General features: G+C 62.8%; 16 protein-coding genes. 3 read left to right on the forward strand and 13 right to left on the reverse strand.

What is annotated here, in order from left to right; all coding sequences use genetic code 11:
• Positions 1-67: 67 nt before the first annotated feature.
• From HNO52_RS21430 to HNO52_RS08180, 3 genes are all read right to left on the reverse strand, one after another.
• Entirely contained in the window at positions 68-799 is a 732-nt protein-coding gene (locus HNO52_RS21430; protein ID WP_442907152.1) for a lytic transglycosylase domain-containing protein, read from the reverse strand.
• On the reverse strand, positions 735-2456 hold the full coding sequence (locus HNO52_RS08175; protein WP_197568651.1) for a proline--tRNA ligase: 1722 nt from the start codon (positions 2454-2456) through the stop codon (positions 735-737). Before HNO52_RS08175 ends, HNO52_RS21430 begins: the two co-directional genes overlap by 65 nt.
• A gap of 339 nt (positions 2457-2795) precedes the next feature.
• A complete protein-coding gene (locus HNO52_RS08180; protein ID WP_197568652.1) occupies positions 2796-3389 on the reverse strand; it encodes a GNAT family N-acetyltransferase in 594 nt (197 codons plus the stop codon).
• A gap of 133 nt (positions 3390-3522) precedes the next feature.
• Here HNO52_RS08180 and HNO52_RS08185 point away from each other — a divergent pair, with 133 nt between their 5' ends.
• Positions 3523-3960, forward strand: a complete 438-nt coding sequence (locus HNO52_RS08185) for a hypothetical protein (RefSeq protein WP_197568653.1) — start codon at positions 3523-3525, stop codon at positions 3958-3960.
• Here the strand turns inward: HNO52_RS08185 and HNO52_RS08190 are convergent.
• The 5 genes from HNO52_RS08190 to HNO52_RS08210 form a co-directional block, all read right to left on the reverse strand.
• Positions 3929-4888, reverse strand: coding sequence for a peptidoglycan recognition protein family protein (locus tag HNO52_RS08190; RefSeq protein WP_197568654.1), 960 nt, complete (start codon positions 4886-4888; stop codon positions 3929-3931). The genes HNO52_RS08185 and HNO52_RS08190 overlap by 32 nt on opposite strands.
• A 2-nt stretch (positions 4889-4890) precedes the next feature.
• A complete protein-coding gene (locus HNO52_RS08195; RefSeq protein ID WP_197568655.1) occupies positions 4891-5652 on the reverse strand; it encodes a DUF3307 domain-containing protein in 762 nt (253 codons plus the stop codon).
• Positions 5649-6305 (reverse strand): hypothetical protein, encoded by a 657-nt coding sequence (locus HNO52_RS08200; RefSeq protein ID WP_232090649.1) that lies wholly within the window; start codon positions 6303-6305, stop codon positions 5649-5651. The genes HNO52_RS08195 and HNO52_RS08200 overlap by 4 nt, the downstream gene beginning before the upstream one ends.
• Positions 6306-6507: 202 nt before the next feature.
• Positions 6508-7689: a vWA domain-containing protein gene (locus HNO52_RS08205; protein ID WP_197568656.1), complete on the reverse strand. Its 1182-nt coding sequence runs from the start codon at positions 7687-7689 to the stop codon at positions 6508-6510.
• 3 nt (positions 7690-7692) lie between these two features.
• Positions 7693-8547, reverse strand: coding sequence for an AAA family ATPase (locus HNO52_RS08210; RefSeq protein ID WP_197568657.1), 855 nt, complete (start codon positions 8545-8547; stop codon positions 7693-7695).
• 149 nt (positions 8548-8696) lie between these two features.
• Between HNO52_RS08210 and HNO52_RS08215 the strand changes: the two genes are divergently transcribed.
• Positions 8697-9536 carry a sterol desaturase family protein gene (locus HNO52_RS08215; RefSeq protein WP_197568658.1) on the forward strand — a complete coding sequence of 280 codons (840 nt, stop codon included), beginning with the start codon at positions 8697-8699 and terminating at the stop codon, positions 9534-9536.
• 2 nt (positions 9537-9538) lie between these two features.
• On the opposite strand, the gene HNO52_RS08220 is transcribed toward HNO52_RS08215, so the two are convergent.
• From HNO52_RS08220 to HNO52_RS08235, 4 genes are all read right to left on the reverse strand, one after another.
• Complete coding sequence (locus tag HNO52_RS08220) at positions 9539-10423, reverse strand: NAD(P)-dependent oxidoreductase (RefSeq protein ID WP_197568659.1); 885 nt, start codon at positions 10421-10423, stop codon at positions 9539-9541.
• A gap of 128 nt (positions 10424-10551) precedes the next feature.
• On the reverse strand, positions 10552-11364 hold the full coding sequence (locus HNO52_RS08225) for a DUF1206 domain-containing protein (RefSeq protein WP_197568660.1): 813 nt from the start codon (positions 11362-11364) through the stop codon (positions 10552-10554).
• A gap of 119 nt (positions 11365-11483) precedes the next feature.
• Positions 11484-11897: a nucleotidyltransferase family protein gene (locus HNO52_RS21435; RefSeq protein ID WP_197568661.1), complete on the reverse strand. Its 414-nt coding sequence runs from the start codon at positions 11895-11897 to the stop codon at positions 11484-11486.
• Between the two features lie 792 nt (positions 11898-12689).
• A complete protein-coding gene (locus tag HNO52_RS08235; RefSeq protein ID WP_197568662.1) occupies positions 12690-13265 on the reverse strand; it encodes a hemerythrin domain-containing protein in 576 nt (191 codons plus the stop codon).
• A 166-nt stretch (positions 13266-13431) separates the two neighbouring features.
• Here HNO52_RS08235 and HNO52_RS08240 point away from each other — a divergent pair, with 166 nt between their 5' ends.
• A complete protein-coding gene (locus tag HNO52_RS08240; protein WP_197568663.1) occupies positions 13432-14193 on the forward strand; it encodes a metallophosphoesterase family protein in 762 nt (253 codons plus the stop codon).
• A gap of 81 nt (positions 14194-14274) precedes the next feature.
• Here HNO52_RS08240 and nhaD read toward each other — a convergent pair whose 3' ends face one another.
• The gene (gene nhaD, locus HNO52_RS08245) at positions 14275-15699 is read right to left on the reverse strand and encodes a sodium:proton antiporter NhaD (protein ID WP_232090662.1); all 1425 of its coding nucleotides are present in this window, start codon (positions 15697-15699) and stop codon (positions 14275-14277) included.
• Between the last annotated feature and the right edge of the window lie 40 nt (positions 15700-15739).

Consider the following 15739-nt stretch of genomic DNA (forward strand, 5'->3'; position numbering starts at 1 on the left):
GATTTTCCCCCCAGTAGCCGGCCCAATTGGGCCGGCATTTTTTTGTCCGATGGTTCGCTACACCGCATCAGCGTCCGACCCACCAGTTATCGGTCCAGGCCCGCATCACCCGTTCGGGATACCAGGTCTGGCCCAGGCTACCGTTATAGCGAGCCAGTGCACGGGTGAGGTCCCCGCGTTCGACGGCCAGGTAATGGGCGAGGATCGTGCAGCCATAGCGCAGGTTGAGCCAGGGGTCCATCAAGTCGTCGGCACTACGGCCCAGCTCGCGAATCCAGAACGGCATGATCTGCATCAGCCCCACGGCGCCGGCTGACGACACGGCCTCGGGCTGAAAGGCGCTCTCAACCTGAATAAGCGCAAGGACGATCTCGGGAGACAGACCGGCTAGCCGAGCCTCATGATAGACGCGGGTCAGCATCTCGCCGCGCAGCGCCTCGTCGCGCACGAAGCGTGCGAGCCTGGGCTCCATCTGGGTCATCCATTGGCGTGCCGCCCATACCTGTTCCGGCGAGGGCGGTGTAGTCACCAACGTATCGAGGGTCTGGCGCAGCGAGGCGGGCGTTTCGGGTTCCACCCGTACTCGCTGGGCGGCAGAATATTGCAAGGCAACGGGAAAGGCGTCGAGAAAGCCTGTTTCTCTATCGTCGGTATTCTCGCCTTGTTCCTGTGCGGAAGAGGGTTGGGCGCCAAACAGGCTGGCCGCGATCAGCAACACCGCGGCCAGCCGGCGATTACGCCCCGGTTCGCTCGCGCAGGAATTCGACGATGCTTTCGGCAGGCACCATGGTCGCTTCACTGTCACGCCGCCCCTTGTATTCCAGTTCGCCATTGTCCAGCCCGCGGTCGCCGACCACCAGGCGATGGGGAATACCGATCAGTTCCTGGTCGGCGAACTTCACCCCGGGGCGCAGGTCTCGGTCGTCCAGAAGCACGTCGATGCCTGCCGCCGTCAGCGCCTGATAGAGCCGCTCTGACTCCTCGCGCACGCGCTGCGACTTGTGCGCGTTCATTGGCACCAGGGCGATCTGGAAGGGGGCGATGGCATTGGGCCAGATGATGCCGTTCTCATCGTGGTTCTGCTCAATGGCGGCGGCGACCACGCGGGTGACGCCGATGCCGTAGCAGCCCATCCAGGGGTGAGCCGACTTGCCGTTGTCGTCGAGTACCGTGGCGTTCATCGCTTCTGAGTACTTCTTGCCCAACTGGAACACGTGGCCGACCTCGATGCCGCGCTTGATCGAGAGCGTGCCCTTGCCGTCCGGCGAGGGGTCGCCTTCGACCACGTTGCGGATGTCGGCGACCTTGGGCAGTGCCGCGTCGCGCTCCCAGTTGATGCCGAAGTAGTGCTTGCCGTCGACGTTGGCGCCAGCACCGAAGTCGCTCATCAGCGCTACGCTGCGGTCGACGATGATCGGCATGTCGAGGTTCACCGGGCCCAGCGAGCCGGGGCCCGCTCCCACTACAGCGCGAATTTCCTCTTCCGTGGCCATGGTCAGCGGTGCAGCCACCTCGGGCAGGTTCTCGGCCTTGACCTCGTTGAGCTCGTGATCGCCGCGCACCAGCAGGGCAATCAGACCGCCCTCGGCGGCGCGCACCATCAGCGTCTTGATGGTTTTCCCGATGGGCAGACCGTGCTGTTCTACCAGGGCGGCGATGGTTTTGGCATTGGGCGTGTCGACCAGGCGAAGCTCCTCGCTGGGTGCGGCGCGCTCGGGATTCGTGCCCAGCGGCGCGGGCCTTGCCTCGGCCTTCTCGATGTTGGCGGCGTAGTCGGACTCGGTGGAGAAGACGATGTCGTCCTCACCGGAGTCGGCCAGCACGTGGAACTCGTGGGAATCGGTGCCGCCGATGGCGCCGGTGTCGGCCAGCACCGGGCGGAAATCCAGCCCCAGGCGGGTGAAGATCCGTACGTAGGCGTCGTACATCGCCTGGTAGGTCTCCTTGAGGGAGTCCTGGTCGATGTGGAAGGAGTAGGCATCTTTCATGATGAACTCGCGCGAGCGCATCACGCCGAAGCGCGGACGGATCTCGTCGCGGAACTTGGTCTGGATCTGGTAGAAGTTGGCCGGCAGCTGCTTGTAGCTGGAGAGCTCACGGCGCATCAGGTCGGTGATCACTTCTTCATGGGTCGGTCCGACGCAGTAGTCGCGCTCATGGCGATCCTTGAGGCGTAGCAGCTCGGGGCCGTACTGCTCCCAGCGGCCGGACTCCTGCCACAGCTCGGCGGGTTGTACCGCCGGCATCAGCACCTCCTGAGCCCCGGCGCGATCCATCTCCTCGCGCACGATGCGCTCCACCTTGCGCAGGGTGCGCAGACCGACCGGCAGCCAGTTGTACAGGCCCGAGGTGAGGCGGCGGATCATGCCGGCGCGTAGCATCAGCTGATGGCTGATGACCTCGGCGTCGGCAGGCGTTTCCTTGAGGGTGGCGATCAACAGTTGGGTGGCGCGCATGGGTCCGGCGTTTCCTTCCAGCATGGGCTGACATTAGTCGAGGTGCCGCGGCGGGCGGCGTTCGGGGCATTGTACGGCCAACGGCGAATGGCGGCAAAAGAGCGAGTTGATTAAGACGCAGCGAGGAGCGCCGGGGACAGGTCGAAGAGGAGGTCATTTGCCGTGGGTGAGGAGCACCGCTCCGAACGGACTGGCCATGGATGGCAAGTCCCGGTCCTGCAAGCGGAGCAGGATGCGGGAGCGAAGCAGGGCAAATGTAGCGCCCAGGGAAGGGTTTACAGCGCCTCATCGACGGTCCGGCGCTCCGGGGCCTGTCCCCGGATCAGCTCCGAGCGAACATCATGCCAACGACTTTAGCCAGAACACCATCGGCTTGTCGGTCTCCTCCGGCTCGCCGATATCCTTCCAGCGGAAGGTGGTGGCAAGCTCCGGATGCCGCTCGTAGCCCTGCGAACGCCAGAAGCCGTGCAGCGGCACGTAGTCCTCCGGCTTAAGCGGATGAGCGTCGGGGCGCTCCACCGCGCAGAAGGCCACGGCCGAGAAGCCGCGTCTGACCGCATGGCGCTCGCGTTCGGCGAGAAATGCCTTGCCGATGCCTCGGCCACGGTAGCTCGGCAGTAGTACCGACTCGCCGTAGTAGAACACGCTGTCGACATCGAAGCCGGCCAGCTCGAAGGGGGCGCGGAACTCCTCCATGTCCTCGGCCAGCGGCATGCCAGTGGCGGCACCCACCAGGGCGTCGCCATCCTCGGCCAGCACGAACAGGCTCTCGGGGCATTCGGCGTAGCGGCGCAGGTAGTTGGCTTCGTAATCGAAACTGCCGTCATAGAGATAGGGGTAGTCGTGGAACACGGTGATGCGCAGGTGGGCCAGCGCGTCCAGTCGCGGCTCGATGGCGCTGCCCTGGCAGACGTGCAGTACCGTTTCGCTCATGGAGCCCTCCGTGAAAGTTCTAAACGTTCGTATTAGTTGGCGTTGTGGTAATCTCCGGCCATTCTCCATGGCGGCACCTGGGGCGGCAATCACCCGGCGTCGATAAGCTGACTTTTTGCGGAGCACCCGTTCCATGAGGACCCGAATCCGTCGTGCCCTGACCGGCTTGGTGCTTGGCACTTCCATTATCGCCCTGGTGGGCTGCGGTACCGTCCTCCATCCCGAGCGTAAGGGCCAGATGAGTGGCCGAATCGACCCGGTGGTGGCCATCGGCAACGGCGTGGGCCTGCTGTTCTTCATCGTCCCGGGCGTGATCGCCTACGCCGTGGATTTCTCCAACGGTACTATCTACCTGCCCGGCACCCAGGATAGCGCCAGCGTCGATGTCCTGCAGATGGAAGAGGGCATGGACGTACCCACCCTGGAGAGGCTGCTCTCCGAAAAGACCGGCAAGGCGGTCAGGCTGGACAGCGAACTGGTGCGGGTCGAAGAGGTGGAAAGCCTCGATGAGGCCTTGGCGCTGGTGCGCATGGCCGGTATCAACGACCGCGAGCGCCTGGCCACCATGTAGGCTGGGTATCAGGTTCTTCCTTCGCCCCCTCGAGTCGTTCCAGTTCGAGGGGGCGATACGTTTCCAGCAGTGCCCAGAGGATGGCTGCCGTCTCGGCATCCGGCAGGCCGCGGTAGTCGGCGGGCCGGAAGCGCATCTGGAAGGCACGCAGTACCGCACGGGTCTGGTGATCCAGCTCAGCCGTCACCTCCAGCGGATAGCCCCAGCGGCCAAGCGCCTCCTGCAGGATGGCAAGAGGCGGCTCCTGAGTTTCGAAACGGGCCTGCCAGCGCGATACGACCTCAGCCTCAGGCCAGATGCCAATGCCGGCATCAAAGAGCTCGCGCCAGGGAAATTCGGGGCCGGGGTCGATCTTGCGCGTCGGTGCGATGTCGGAATGCGCCACCACATTGGTGGGGTGGATGCCGTGGCGTTCGATGATGTCACGCGACAGCGCGATCATCGCCTCGATCTGCTCGTCAGGGTAGGGCGCCCAATTCACCTCCGTAACAGGTTCGGGATGCGCCTCAAGCAACCGCTCCACTTCAGCGTAGGGGCGGTCGGGCCCGGTATTGACGATCTCGATGCCGATCGAGGTGTCGTTGATATTGGGGCGGCCTTTCCAGTCGCTGGCGCCAGCGTGCCAGGCACGGCGAGACTCGTCGACGAGCTGATAGACCAGCGGCTGGCCACGGCGCTCCCGTGCCGGTAGCGGCAACACGTAGTGGGCGCTGACGTGAGGTCCGGTGAGCACGGCCAGCGATTCGGCCTCGTCGACGTCGGTGTAGTGCAGCACGAGATGGTGCACACGGCTGCCATGCGAGGACGATACATGGGTGTGATCTACTACGTAGTCGTCGCGTTTCTCCAGATGCTCCGGTGAGGTACAGCCGGACAGCCACGCGCCCCCCATGGCAATGCCCAGAAGGGTGGTCCAGCGCTTCGGCATGATCAGCTCCCCTCCGTCATTATCCGTATCAGCAAGCCGAGTACCATGGCGGTCGAAACACTGAGCAGGGTTCCCATGAGTACGTACTCGGTCAGCTTGCGATCCTGTGCGCCGCGCAATTCACCGAAGCGCAGCACCGACTTGGCGGCGAGCAGGAAGCCGATGGCGGTCAATTGGTCGAGTAGCACCAGGGTCAGCACCAGGACGCGCTCGGCCATGCCGATGCGTGCCCCGGCGGCAATGAGCGTGCCCGGGTTGTCGATTTCGGCACTCCAGCGTTGTATGACCAGGGCAATGACGATCGACAGCGGACGGGTGACGAGCACGTACGCAACGACAATGCCGAGTACCGGCGGGGTGAACAACCATTGCCAGAAGGTGACCAACGGCTGCCAACTGCCCAACCAGGTCAGCCAGACACCCAGCAGCACCAGCAGGTGCAACGCCTGGTCGAGCATGAACCAGCGCAGCCTTGACGGTGACAGATAGGATTTGCCGAGGTCGATTGCCATATGGCTCACGGCGACGGTAAGCGCGCCTCCCAGCACCATGGTCAAGGAGCCGTTGGCGTTCGAATGGCTGAGGGTGGCCGCGCCCAGCACCGCGAAGGCCAAACCGCCATGCAGCGCTGCGTGCATGTAGAGTTGCGGGGAGCGCACCTTACGCACGTAGCGAGCCTCGACCCAACGCCTCGGCTGCAGGGCAAAGTCGCCAAGCAGATGGACCAGCACCAGCCCCAGCAGCAGCGATAGATCGGCGTTCATCGGGAGTCGTCCTTGAAACGTTGACTGAGGTAGCGGAGATAATCGTCGAGCAACGTCCAGCGGGCGGCCCGCAGCCGCTTGTGCACGCCGGGCTGACTGATACCGAGCCGCTTGGCGAGTGCCTGCTGCGATTCATCGTGCCAAAGGCTCAGGTAGACGGCCTCAGCAGCGTAGCGCGACCAGCCATCGATCAATTCGTCGACGAAACGGGTCAGCAGGGCCAGGCACCCGCTCTCGGACTCTTCGGCCAGCGTGAGGCACAGGTGGGAAGCGCCTTCGCTCATGGCATCCAGGGTCTGGCCGGAGCGTACGAATACCTCACCGCTGGCTTCGGTCACCCGCTGTTCGGGCTGCCAGCGATCCTTGCCGACGGCGACAGCGATGCGTGCATCCCAGCGCTGGTCTTCCTCTGAATGACGAATCAGTGCCGCACGCAACAGCACCGCGGCATGCATGGCTGTCGTGGGGTCGGGCAGGGCGATCTGGAAACCGTCTCCACGGTACCGCTCACCCTGGCCGCCATAGCGGTCGGTGATCGCCTCGAGAGCGTCATCAAGCACCTCGAAGAGTCGCTTCGGGTCGCTGGCCTTGCGGGAATCGACAAGGTCGCCCGTGAGGACGGCAATGCGCTGCACCATAGGCTCGTTCTGCATGAGGGTATGGAGGGATAATAGCCCCTAAGGGTTATTTTTCAAGGTAATAACCATAAAGGGTTATAGCGGCTTGGCCACTATCGATACTGCCCAAGACCAGGCGGTGACTGGCTTGTCATAAAAACCTGTATGAAGATACAGTATAGAGAGTGGTCATTGGATGAGCAAGCCGTCGCAGGATTATCGAACCCGCCCGGCGCTGCTACCCGCGCGCCAGCTCGCGCATGGCGCTCTCCAGCCCCTCGAGGGTCATGGGATACATACGGTCGTCGATCAACTGGCAAATCAGCTGGGTGGAGTGCGTGTACTCCCAGGTGCGTGTCGGCATGGGGTTGAGCCATGCCAGGCGAGGAAACTTGTCGACCAGGCGCTTGAGCCACACCGCGCCGGCCTCGTCGTTGAAGTGCTCCACACTGCCGCCAGGGTGGGTTACTTCATAGGGTGACATGGCGGCGTCGCCGACGATCACTACCTGATAGTCGCGCCCGTAGGTGTTCAGCACGTCCATGGTGGGAATACGCTCACTGGTGCGGCGATAGTTGTTGCGCCAAACACCCTCGTACAAGCAATTGTGGAAGTAATAGTATTCCAGGTGCTTGAACTCCGAACGGGCGGCTGAGAACAGTTCCTCGCAGACACGGATGTGGTCGTCCATGGAGCCGCCTACGTCGAGGAACAGCAGTACCTTTACCGTATTGTGGCGCTCCGGGCGCATGCGCACGTTGAGCAGGCCGGCATCGCGGGCGGTATCGCGGATAGTGGCGTCGACGTCGAACTCCTCTGCAGCCCCCTGGCGGGCAAACTTGCGCAGCCGGCGTAGCGCCATCTTGATGTTGCGCGTGCCCAATTCGAGCGAATCGTCGTAGTCGCGGAAGCGGCGCTCGTCCCACACCTTGATCGCCCGGCGATGGCGCGAGCCCTCCTGGCCGATGCGAATGCCCTCGGGGTTGTAGCCGTAGGCGCCGAAGGGACTGGTGCCGCCGGTACCGATCCATTTGTTGCCACCGGCGTGACGCTCCTTCTGCTCCTCGAGGCGCTTCTTGAAGGTCTCGATGAGCTGCTCGAGCCCACCAAGAGATTCGATCTGGGCCTTTTCCTCTTCGCTGAGCTGCTTCTCGAACTCAAGGCGCAGCCAGTCGTCGGGAATCAGCGCCTCAATGGCGGCATCGAGGTTCTCCAAGCCGTCGAACCAGGCGGCGAAGGCGCGATCGAAGCGGTCGAAGTGGCGCTCATCCTTGACCAGCACGGTGCGCGCCACGCGGTAGAACGCCTCCATGTCGGCGAACACCACGCCGCGCTCGGCTACGGCGTGCAAGTCGAGCAGTTCACGCAGCGATACCGGCACCCCGGCGCGCTTCAAGGTCTCGAACAGGCCGATGAACATGGCTCAGCGCCTCTGGTTGCCTTGGCGACGCATCATGAAAGCCAGCCGCTCGAGCAGTTGGGTATCCTGCTCGTTCTTCACCAGCGCGCCTGCCAGCGGCGGGATCGCCTTCACCGGGTCGCGGTGGTAGAGCGCCTCGCGGGCCAGCTCGTCGGCCATCAGCAGCTTCAGCCAGTCAACCAGCTCCGAGGTGGAGGGCTTCTTCTTCAGCCCTGGCGCCTGGCGCAGGTCGAAGAACACCTCCAGCGCCTCACCGACCAGCTTCGGCGCGATGTCGGGAAAATGCACGTCGACGATGGCCTGCATGGTGTCGCGGTCGGGGAACTCGATGTAGTGGAAGAAGCAGCGGCGCAGGAAGGCGTCGGGCAGCTCCTTCTCGTTGTTCGAGGTGATCACGATGATCGGCCGATGCCTGGCGGAGATAGTCTCGCCGGTCTCGTAGACGTGGAATTCCATGCGATCCAGCTCCTGGAGCAGATCGTTGGGGAATTCAATGTCGGCCTTGTCGATCTCGTCGATCAGCAGCACTACGCGCTCGTTGGCAGTGAAGGCCTTCCACAGTTTGCCGGGGCGGATATAGTTCTCGACGTTCTCCACGCCCTCGACGCCGAGCTGAGAGTCGCGCAGGCGGCTTACCGCGTCGTACTCGTAGAGCCCTTGGGCGGCCTTGGTGGTGGACTTGATGTGCCATGTGATCAGCCGCGTATCAAGCGAGCTCGCCAGTTCTTCGGCCAGCAGGGTCTTGCCGGTACCCGGCTCGCCCTTGATCAACAGCGGGCGCTCCAGGGTCACGGCGGCATTGACCGCCTGCTTCAAGGCATCGGTAGCCACATAAGTAGAAGTCGAATCGAAAGCCATGGTCATGCCTCGGCGTAGCATCGTGTCTGGGAGAGGCAAACAAGTGTACGGAAGGGTGGGGCGAGGGACAAATACTGCTGTAAAGCGATACCATCTGGGAGACGTATACGGCCGGTCTGCCGCGGCATGCCTGCAGGGGAGCCATGAATATGAGCGAGACTTTCCTCCATAACGAACCGCTGATCCGCCTCGGCATCTTCCTGCTGGTACTGGCGTCGATGGTATTATGGGAAATCCTTGCCGCGCGCCGCGAGCAGAGGATCGGGCGCTGGCAGCGCTGGCCCGGCAACCTGCTGATCGTGGCGCTGAACACAATGGCGGTTCGCCTGGTCTTTCCCTTGGCGGCGGTGGGGGCCGCCCTGGTGGCCGCCGAGCGCGGTTGGGGGCTGTTTCATCTGGTCTCGGCGCCGCTGTGGTTGGCATTGCCGTTCTCCGTGCTGTTGCTGGACGCGGCAATCTACTTCCAGCATCGGCTGTTTCATGCCGTGCCCTGGCTGTGGCGCCTGCATCGCATGCACCATGCAGATCTGGAGTTCGACGTAACCACCGGGCTGCGCTTCCACCCGCTGGAGATCCTGATCTCGATGGGCTTCAAGGTCGCCGCGGTCACGCTGCTGGGGGCGCCGGCCGCGGCGGTACTGATCTTCGAAGTCCTGCTCAATGCCACCTCCATGTTCAATCACGGCAACGTACGCCTGCCCGAGCGGCTCGACCGCTGGCTGCGCTTGCTGCTGGTGACGCCGGACATGCACCGCGTGCATCATTCCATTGTGCGCCGCGAGACCGACAGCAACTTCGGTTTCAATCTGCCCTGGTGGGACAGGCTATTCGGTACCTATCGCGACCAGCCCGGCGCCGGGCATCTCGGCATGACGATTGGCATCGAGGTATTCCGCGCCCCCCGTGAACTGAGGCTGGATCGCATGCTGGTCCAGCCTCTGCTGAATCCCAGGCCTCCCGCCGCGCAGAACCGCAGCGAGGAGCCGTAACGTTAGTCCTCTTTTTGGCGATAAGCTCCCACCAGCGTCGCCGGGTCGTGCTCGGCGTGGCCATGGCTGACGTGGGCGCGCATCAATTGGGCGGCAAGGCCGCTCATGGGCGTGGCGCTGCCGGCGCGCTGGCTCTGTGCCGTGGCCATGTCGAGATCCTTGAGCAGGGTGCGCAGGTGCCAGGCCGGGTTGGCATACTCGCTGGCTGCCATGCGCGGGGTGAGGATTTGGAACGGCTTGGAGTCGGCGAATCCGCCCGCCAGTGCCTCGGTCAGGCGGCTGGCGTCCACGCCGCTGGCCTCTGCCAAGGCTACCATCTCGGCGATCACCGCCGCCTGGCAGCCGACGATCATCTGATTACACACCTTGGTGACTTGGCCCGTTCCCACCGAGCCCATGTGCGTCACTCGCGCCGCGAGTGGCGCGAGCAGCGGGCGCACGGCATTGACGTCTTTTTCAGCGCCGCCGCACATGATGGCCAGACTGCCGGCCTCGGCCCCCGCCACGCCGCCGGAGACCGGCGCATCGACCCAGCGCATGCTGCACTCTTCTTCCAGCTTCTCGGCAAAGGCGCGTGTTGCCGCCGGGTCGCTGCTGGAGAGATCGATCAGGCGTTGCCCCGTCTGGCCATGGGCCGCCACGCCGCCCTTGCCGAACACGACATCCTCCACTACGGCGGTGTTGGCCAGGCACAGCATCACCACGTCGACACGTTGCATCAACTCGGCGATGGAGCCGGCTACCGTAGCGCCGGCTTCCAGCAACGGCACGCACTTTTCCGCGGTGCGGTTCCATACCGTCACGTCGAAGCCGGCACCCAGCAGGCGGCGCGTCATGGGGTCGCCCATCAGGCCGATGCCGATGAAGCCGATGCGGGGTTGAGGCATGTCGTTTCTCCAGGTTGGCCAGGCAGCGGAACGCCTAGCATGCACAATGGAAGGGTTTTCCATCAACTGCACGGGCGGACAGGATACGCAGTAGGCTCAACCACAACCGTCTCGGCATGACATCAGCTCTATGGGTTCACTCGCCGGTATATGGCTTCGAGCAGGCTATAGAGACCAAAGGCGAACAGGCCCAGGGCAACGAAGGCCAATAACCATCGGCCAAAGACCTGGCTGCGCAAGGTACTGAAGACCTCGGCAAGACCACCCGCCTGGTCGGGGTCGAACTGGTAGGCAGCAATGATGAAGAATGCTCCGATGAGCAGGAACACCAGGCCGCGAGTCACCAGGCCGAAGCGGCAGATGGGGTAGGCCCAGCGTTGAGTGCTGGGTGGCATATTGAAGTGACGATCGAACTTGGCTTTCCATCCTTTGATGCCGTGCGCACATCCCGCGCCGATGATGGCGATGCCCACGACGCCCACCAGCCAGCGCCCGTAGGGCTGCTGCATCAGCCAACTGGCCAGACCTTCCGAACCACCATCAGAACCGCTCGAATTGGCGCCCAAGGTGAAGATAAGGCTGGCAGCGAAGAACGCCAGCAACGTATGCGTAACGGCACTCACCAGCAGCCCCGTCCGAATCGCCAGACCCTTGGCGTCGGTGCCGTGGTGATCAGTGTCCTTGATGGCTTGTATGCAGCGCCACAAGGCATACCCCAAAAGGCCCAAGCTGATGGCAATGAGCAGCACGTCACCCCATGCGGCGCCCATCAGGCTCTCCAGCGCACCACGGCTGTCCGTTGCCTCGCCTCCTTGCCCAATCGCCGCCAGCATGGCCAGGCCGCCAACCAGCAGGTACACGATGCCACGTGCGGCATACCCCCATCGCGCCATGAAATCGAAGGCATCCCCATGATCCGGGGCCGGAATGCTGTTAACCATGTCGTCCTCCTGACTGAGCCGAGTATCGGTGGCGAATCCTTTCGTTCACTCTAGCAGTTCGGCTTGGCACGGTAGCAGGGAGGCGAGAAATGCGTCCAGTTGGGTCAGGCGAGGTAGTGTCATCTCTTGTTTCCGAAGAGGTCTTCATGCCTGTCGATATCCAGGCAGACGCCGGGATCATCGAAATTGCAGCTGATAAGTCGGGTACGATGGCGATGGAGCACTCTCTTGGCCCCGTCGTCACCGTCCAGGGTTTCGAGAGTGGGCCAGAACTCACGACCGAAGAGAACTGGGTGGCCGGCCTGACCCATGTGGCAGGGGCGAACGATGCGGGAACGCCTAGCCTGGCGCTGCAAGGCGAGGAGAGTCTCGAGGCCGATATGGGGCATGTCGCCGAGCAGAATGGCCGCAGCCTCGATGCCAGCCAGGGAGGTGTCGCGACCGAGAGCGGCGATGGCCTCACCGAGGCTCGCCCCCAAGCCATGCTCGGCTCGTGTGGCACGTATGATGGGCGTGTTCGTGTGCAACCCCAAGGCTTTCGGGTCGTCCTCTTCGCGTAGGCGGAGTACACCTGGTCACAATCGGCTTTGGTCACCATTGGCGTCGAGCCGCAGCAGGGTGGTCACTGTACCGAGGTAGGGCCGTACGGCTTCCAGGTGGATTGAGGGCGGGTGCTGGCGTGGGAGCCGCCCGAGTGCCTGGTCATTACCTGGCAAATCGGCCCCAGCCGAGAACCGCAGCCCGATCCCACGAACGCCAGCACAGTGGAATTTTATTTCATGAGGAAGGGCCAAGTGCTACCCGCCTGATAATTGAGCACTGCAATTTTCGAAACCACGGCGATGGTGCCGAGGAGTATCGAGACGCCATGGCCTCCGAGTACGGCTGGCCTTACATTCCGGAGCGTTACCGAAAACTGGCCTTGAGTTATGCCGCGGAATGGAGGTGAGATGAGCTCCGGCCTAGGCTACAAGGTGACGTCTAGGCAGCATGAACCGCTTCCAGCGTGAATCGGGAAGGACTTGTTGGGAGGTGATCATGGATAGTCGCGGCTTTTGGCGTATCGTTTTCTGCTTTTGCTTGCCTTGTTTTTTGCTGGGTTGCTCCCAGCGAGCTATTTACGAGGGGCTGAAACACAGCAATGCCCTTGAGTGCCATCAGGTGCCTTACGGCCAAAGGGAGGTATGTTTCGAACGACTTCCGCCGGATTATGACACTTACCGCCGCCAGCGCGAGGCAGTGATTGGCGAATGAAAGCTGAGTGCCGTTGTGTTAACGCCCCGACGCCGTAGCGAAAACTGGCGCCGGGGAAGCGAAGGTACTTTTTAGCCGGTCATTCTGCCGCTGAGCTGATCGCGCAGTCGGTCGACCATGCCGACGCCGGGGCCCACCGTCTTGTGGAACAGCTCGGAGTGGGGCGCGCTGGGGTGGGGGCGGGTCGGAGCCATCTGCTTGGCTTTCTCCACTTTCTTACCCAGTTCGACGAGATCCTCGCCGGAGATGCGCTGACGCAGCTTGGGAAATTGGTCGGCTTCTTCGTCCTTGGCATGGTGACGTAGCAGCTCGTCCAGCTTGTGCACGCGATCCATGAAGGCCGGCTCGTCGGCATCGGCGTCTTCCAACTGCTTCATCACCTGCACGATCTCGTCGTGCTCTTCCCTATCATGCTCGGCTTCCTCCTCGCCATCCGGGATGCGCTTCTCCATTGTCGGATAGACGTACATCTCTTCGGCGACTGCGTGACGCATTACCTCGGCGATAAGCGTATCGGTCAGCTCGCGGCGCTGCTCGGCATTGGGAGAGCGCTGGATCTGATCCAGCAGATCCTCCATTTCGCGATGGTCGGTGGTGAGTATGTCAACGACGTCCTGAGCGGACGCGGTGGTGTTCTGCACGTTCATGAGACTCCTCCATTGAGTCGTTGCGCCTTTTAGCGTCATGCCATTTCAACATAGACGCGAGCTGGCGTATGAGCCAAGCCTGGCGGAGCCTTCCGTCTCCCGCTTATGCTGAACCTCTTTCCCAGGGGCCTAGAAAAGGTCCTATGCGTCGAATAAGGGGGTAGTCATGCGGCTCAGGGTGCTGTCGGACCTGCATCTGGAACATTTCGACGAAGGACGCGAGCTACCGGAAGTGGCGGCAGAAGCAGTGGTTCTCGCGGGAGACATTCACCGCCATGCGGAGGGGCTGGCCTGGGCGGCTGAGCGCTTCGCCGGGATGCCGATCCTCTACGTGCCGGGCAATCATGAATACTACGGTGCTTCCATGCCGCTTCTGCGCCAGGCACTGGCGGCCGAGGCCGAGCGATGGGGCATACATCTGCTCGACAACCGTTCGCTCACGCTGGGAGGCGTGCGCTTTCACGGCACGACGCTATGGACAGACTTTGCGCTCTATGCCGATGACCCGAACCATGACCCAGCGCTGACCGAGGAGAAGGCGCGCTGGCTGATGCCCGATTTCAGCATCATAGAGCAGCCTGAGGGGGAGACCTTCAGCCCGGTGGAGAGCCGGCGGTTGCACGCCGAAGGCTTGGCTTGGCTCACCGTCGAGGTGGACAAGCCCTTCGACGGGCCTCGGGTGGTGATCAGCCACCATGCGCCCTTGGCGGAGTGCATTCCGCCTCGCTACCGGGGCGATGCGCTGTCGCCGGCCTTCGCTTCTCATCTGCCGGCGATGATGGGGCGCATGGACCTATGGATTCACGGCCACGTACACGAGCCGGTAGATCGGGAGGTGGCCGGCACACGGGTTGTGGCCAACCCCGGCGGCTACCCTGGTGAGTTCGAGCCACCACTGTTTGTGCCGGACCTGGTCATTGATATCTGAGGAAATATCGTCGTACCAAGAAAGGCCGCTGGAGCGCTAGGAACGGCGCCATCCCTGGCGACGTACCGAAACGTGACGCGGTCAACTGAAGACGTGAAAGCTATCGGCATTCAGCCATAGATGGACCAGTATACTGGCCACGTAGCCCAGGGCGATCACCGGCGCCCAGCGCAGGTGCCCGGCAAAAGTGTAATAGCCACGGGCCTGGCCCATCAAAGCGACGCCGGCGGCTGAGCCGATGGAGAGCAGGCTGCCACCGACCCCGGCGGTAAGCGTGATCAACAGCCAGTCACCATGGGACATCTCCGGCTGCATGGTCAGCACCGCGAACATCACCGGAATGTTGTCGATCACGGCAGAGACCAAACCCAGCGCAATGTTGGCCCAGGTGGCATCCCAGCCGTAGAGCAGTTCCGATACCAGGCTCAGGTAACCCAAGAACCCCAGACCGCCGACACACATCACCACGCCGTAGAAGAACAGCAGGGTATCCCACTCGGCCCGTGCCACGCGATTGAACACGTCGAATGGCACCACGCTGCCGAGCTGAGCCAACCTGCGCTCGTCACCCGTCATCGTGTAGTGCTCGCGTTTTCTTTCCAACGAGCGGGGCAGGGTACGGCGCAAGTAATAGCCGAAGAACTGCAGGTAGCCAAGGCCGGTCATCATGCCCAGCACCGGAGGCAGGTGCAGCAAGGTATGGCAGGCCACAGCGGTGGCGATGGTCAGCAGAAACAAGGCAATGATCCGTCTGGCTCCGCGTTTGAGGTCGACTTCCTCTTCGTCCCCCTTGGGGGTGCGATTGCCGATGAACAGGCTCATGGCGACTGCCGGCACCAGGAAATTGACCAGCGAGGGCAGCAACAGGGCGAAGAACTCATAGAACTGCAGCATGCCGGCTTGCCACACCATCAGCGTAGTGATATCGCCGAACGGGCTGAAGGCACCGCCAGCGTTAGCCGCTACCACGATATTGATACAGGCCAGGTTGATGAAGCGCTTGTCGCCTTCGGCCACCTTGACCACCACCGCACACATCAGCATGGCGGTGGTGAGGTTGTCTGCCACCGGCGAGATCACGAAGGCGAGTCCGCCGGTGAGCCAGAACAATTGGCGGTAGCTGAAACCCTTGCGCACCATCCAGGAGCGCAGCGCGTCAAAGACTCGTCGCTCCTCCATGGCGTTGATGTAGGTCATCGCCACCAGCAGGAACAGCATCAGCTCGGCGAACTCGAGCAACATCTCGCGAAAGGCATGTTCCGCCTCGTTGGGCATGCCGGATTGGACGTAAACCCAGCCGATCAAGAACCAGATGAGGCCGGCTGCGACCAGCACCGGCTTGGACTTGCGCATGTGAATTTTTTCTTCGGCCATTACCAGGGCATAGGCCAGTACGAACAGTGCAATGGCGGTGAAACCGACCAGTGAATTCGTCAGCTCGAGCGGTCCGGTGGCGGCCTGCGCCAGCGGGCTGGTGAGAGCAAGAGAGATGACAAGGAATAGCATTACCAGGCCACGGAGATTCCGGGGCCTGGCAGGAGCATGA

Origin of the sequence: Halomonas sp. MCCC 1A13316, from assembly GCF_014931605.1 — a bacterium.
In the GTDB taxonomy this organism is placed as follows: Bacteria; Pseudomonadota; Gammaproteobacteria; order Pseudomonadales; family Halomonadaceae; genus Halomonas.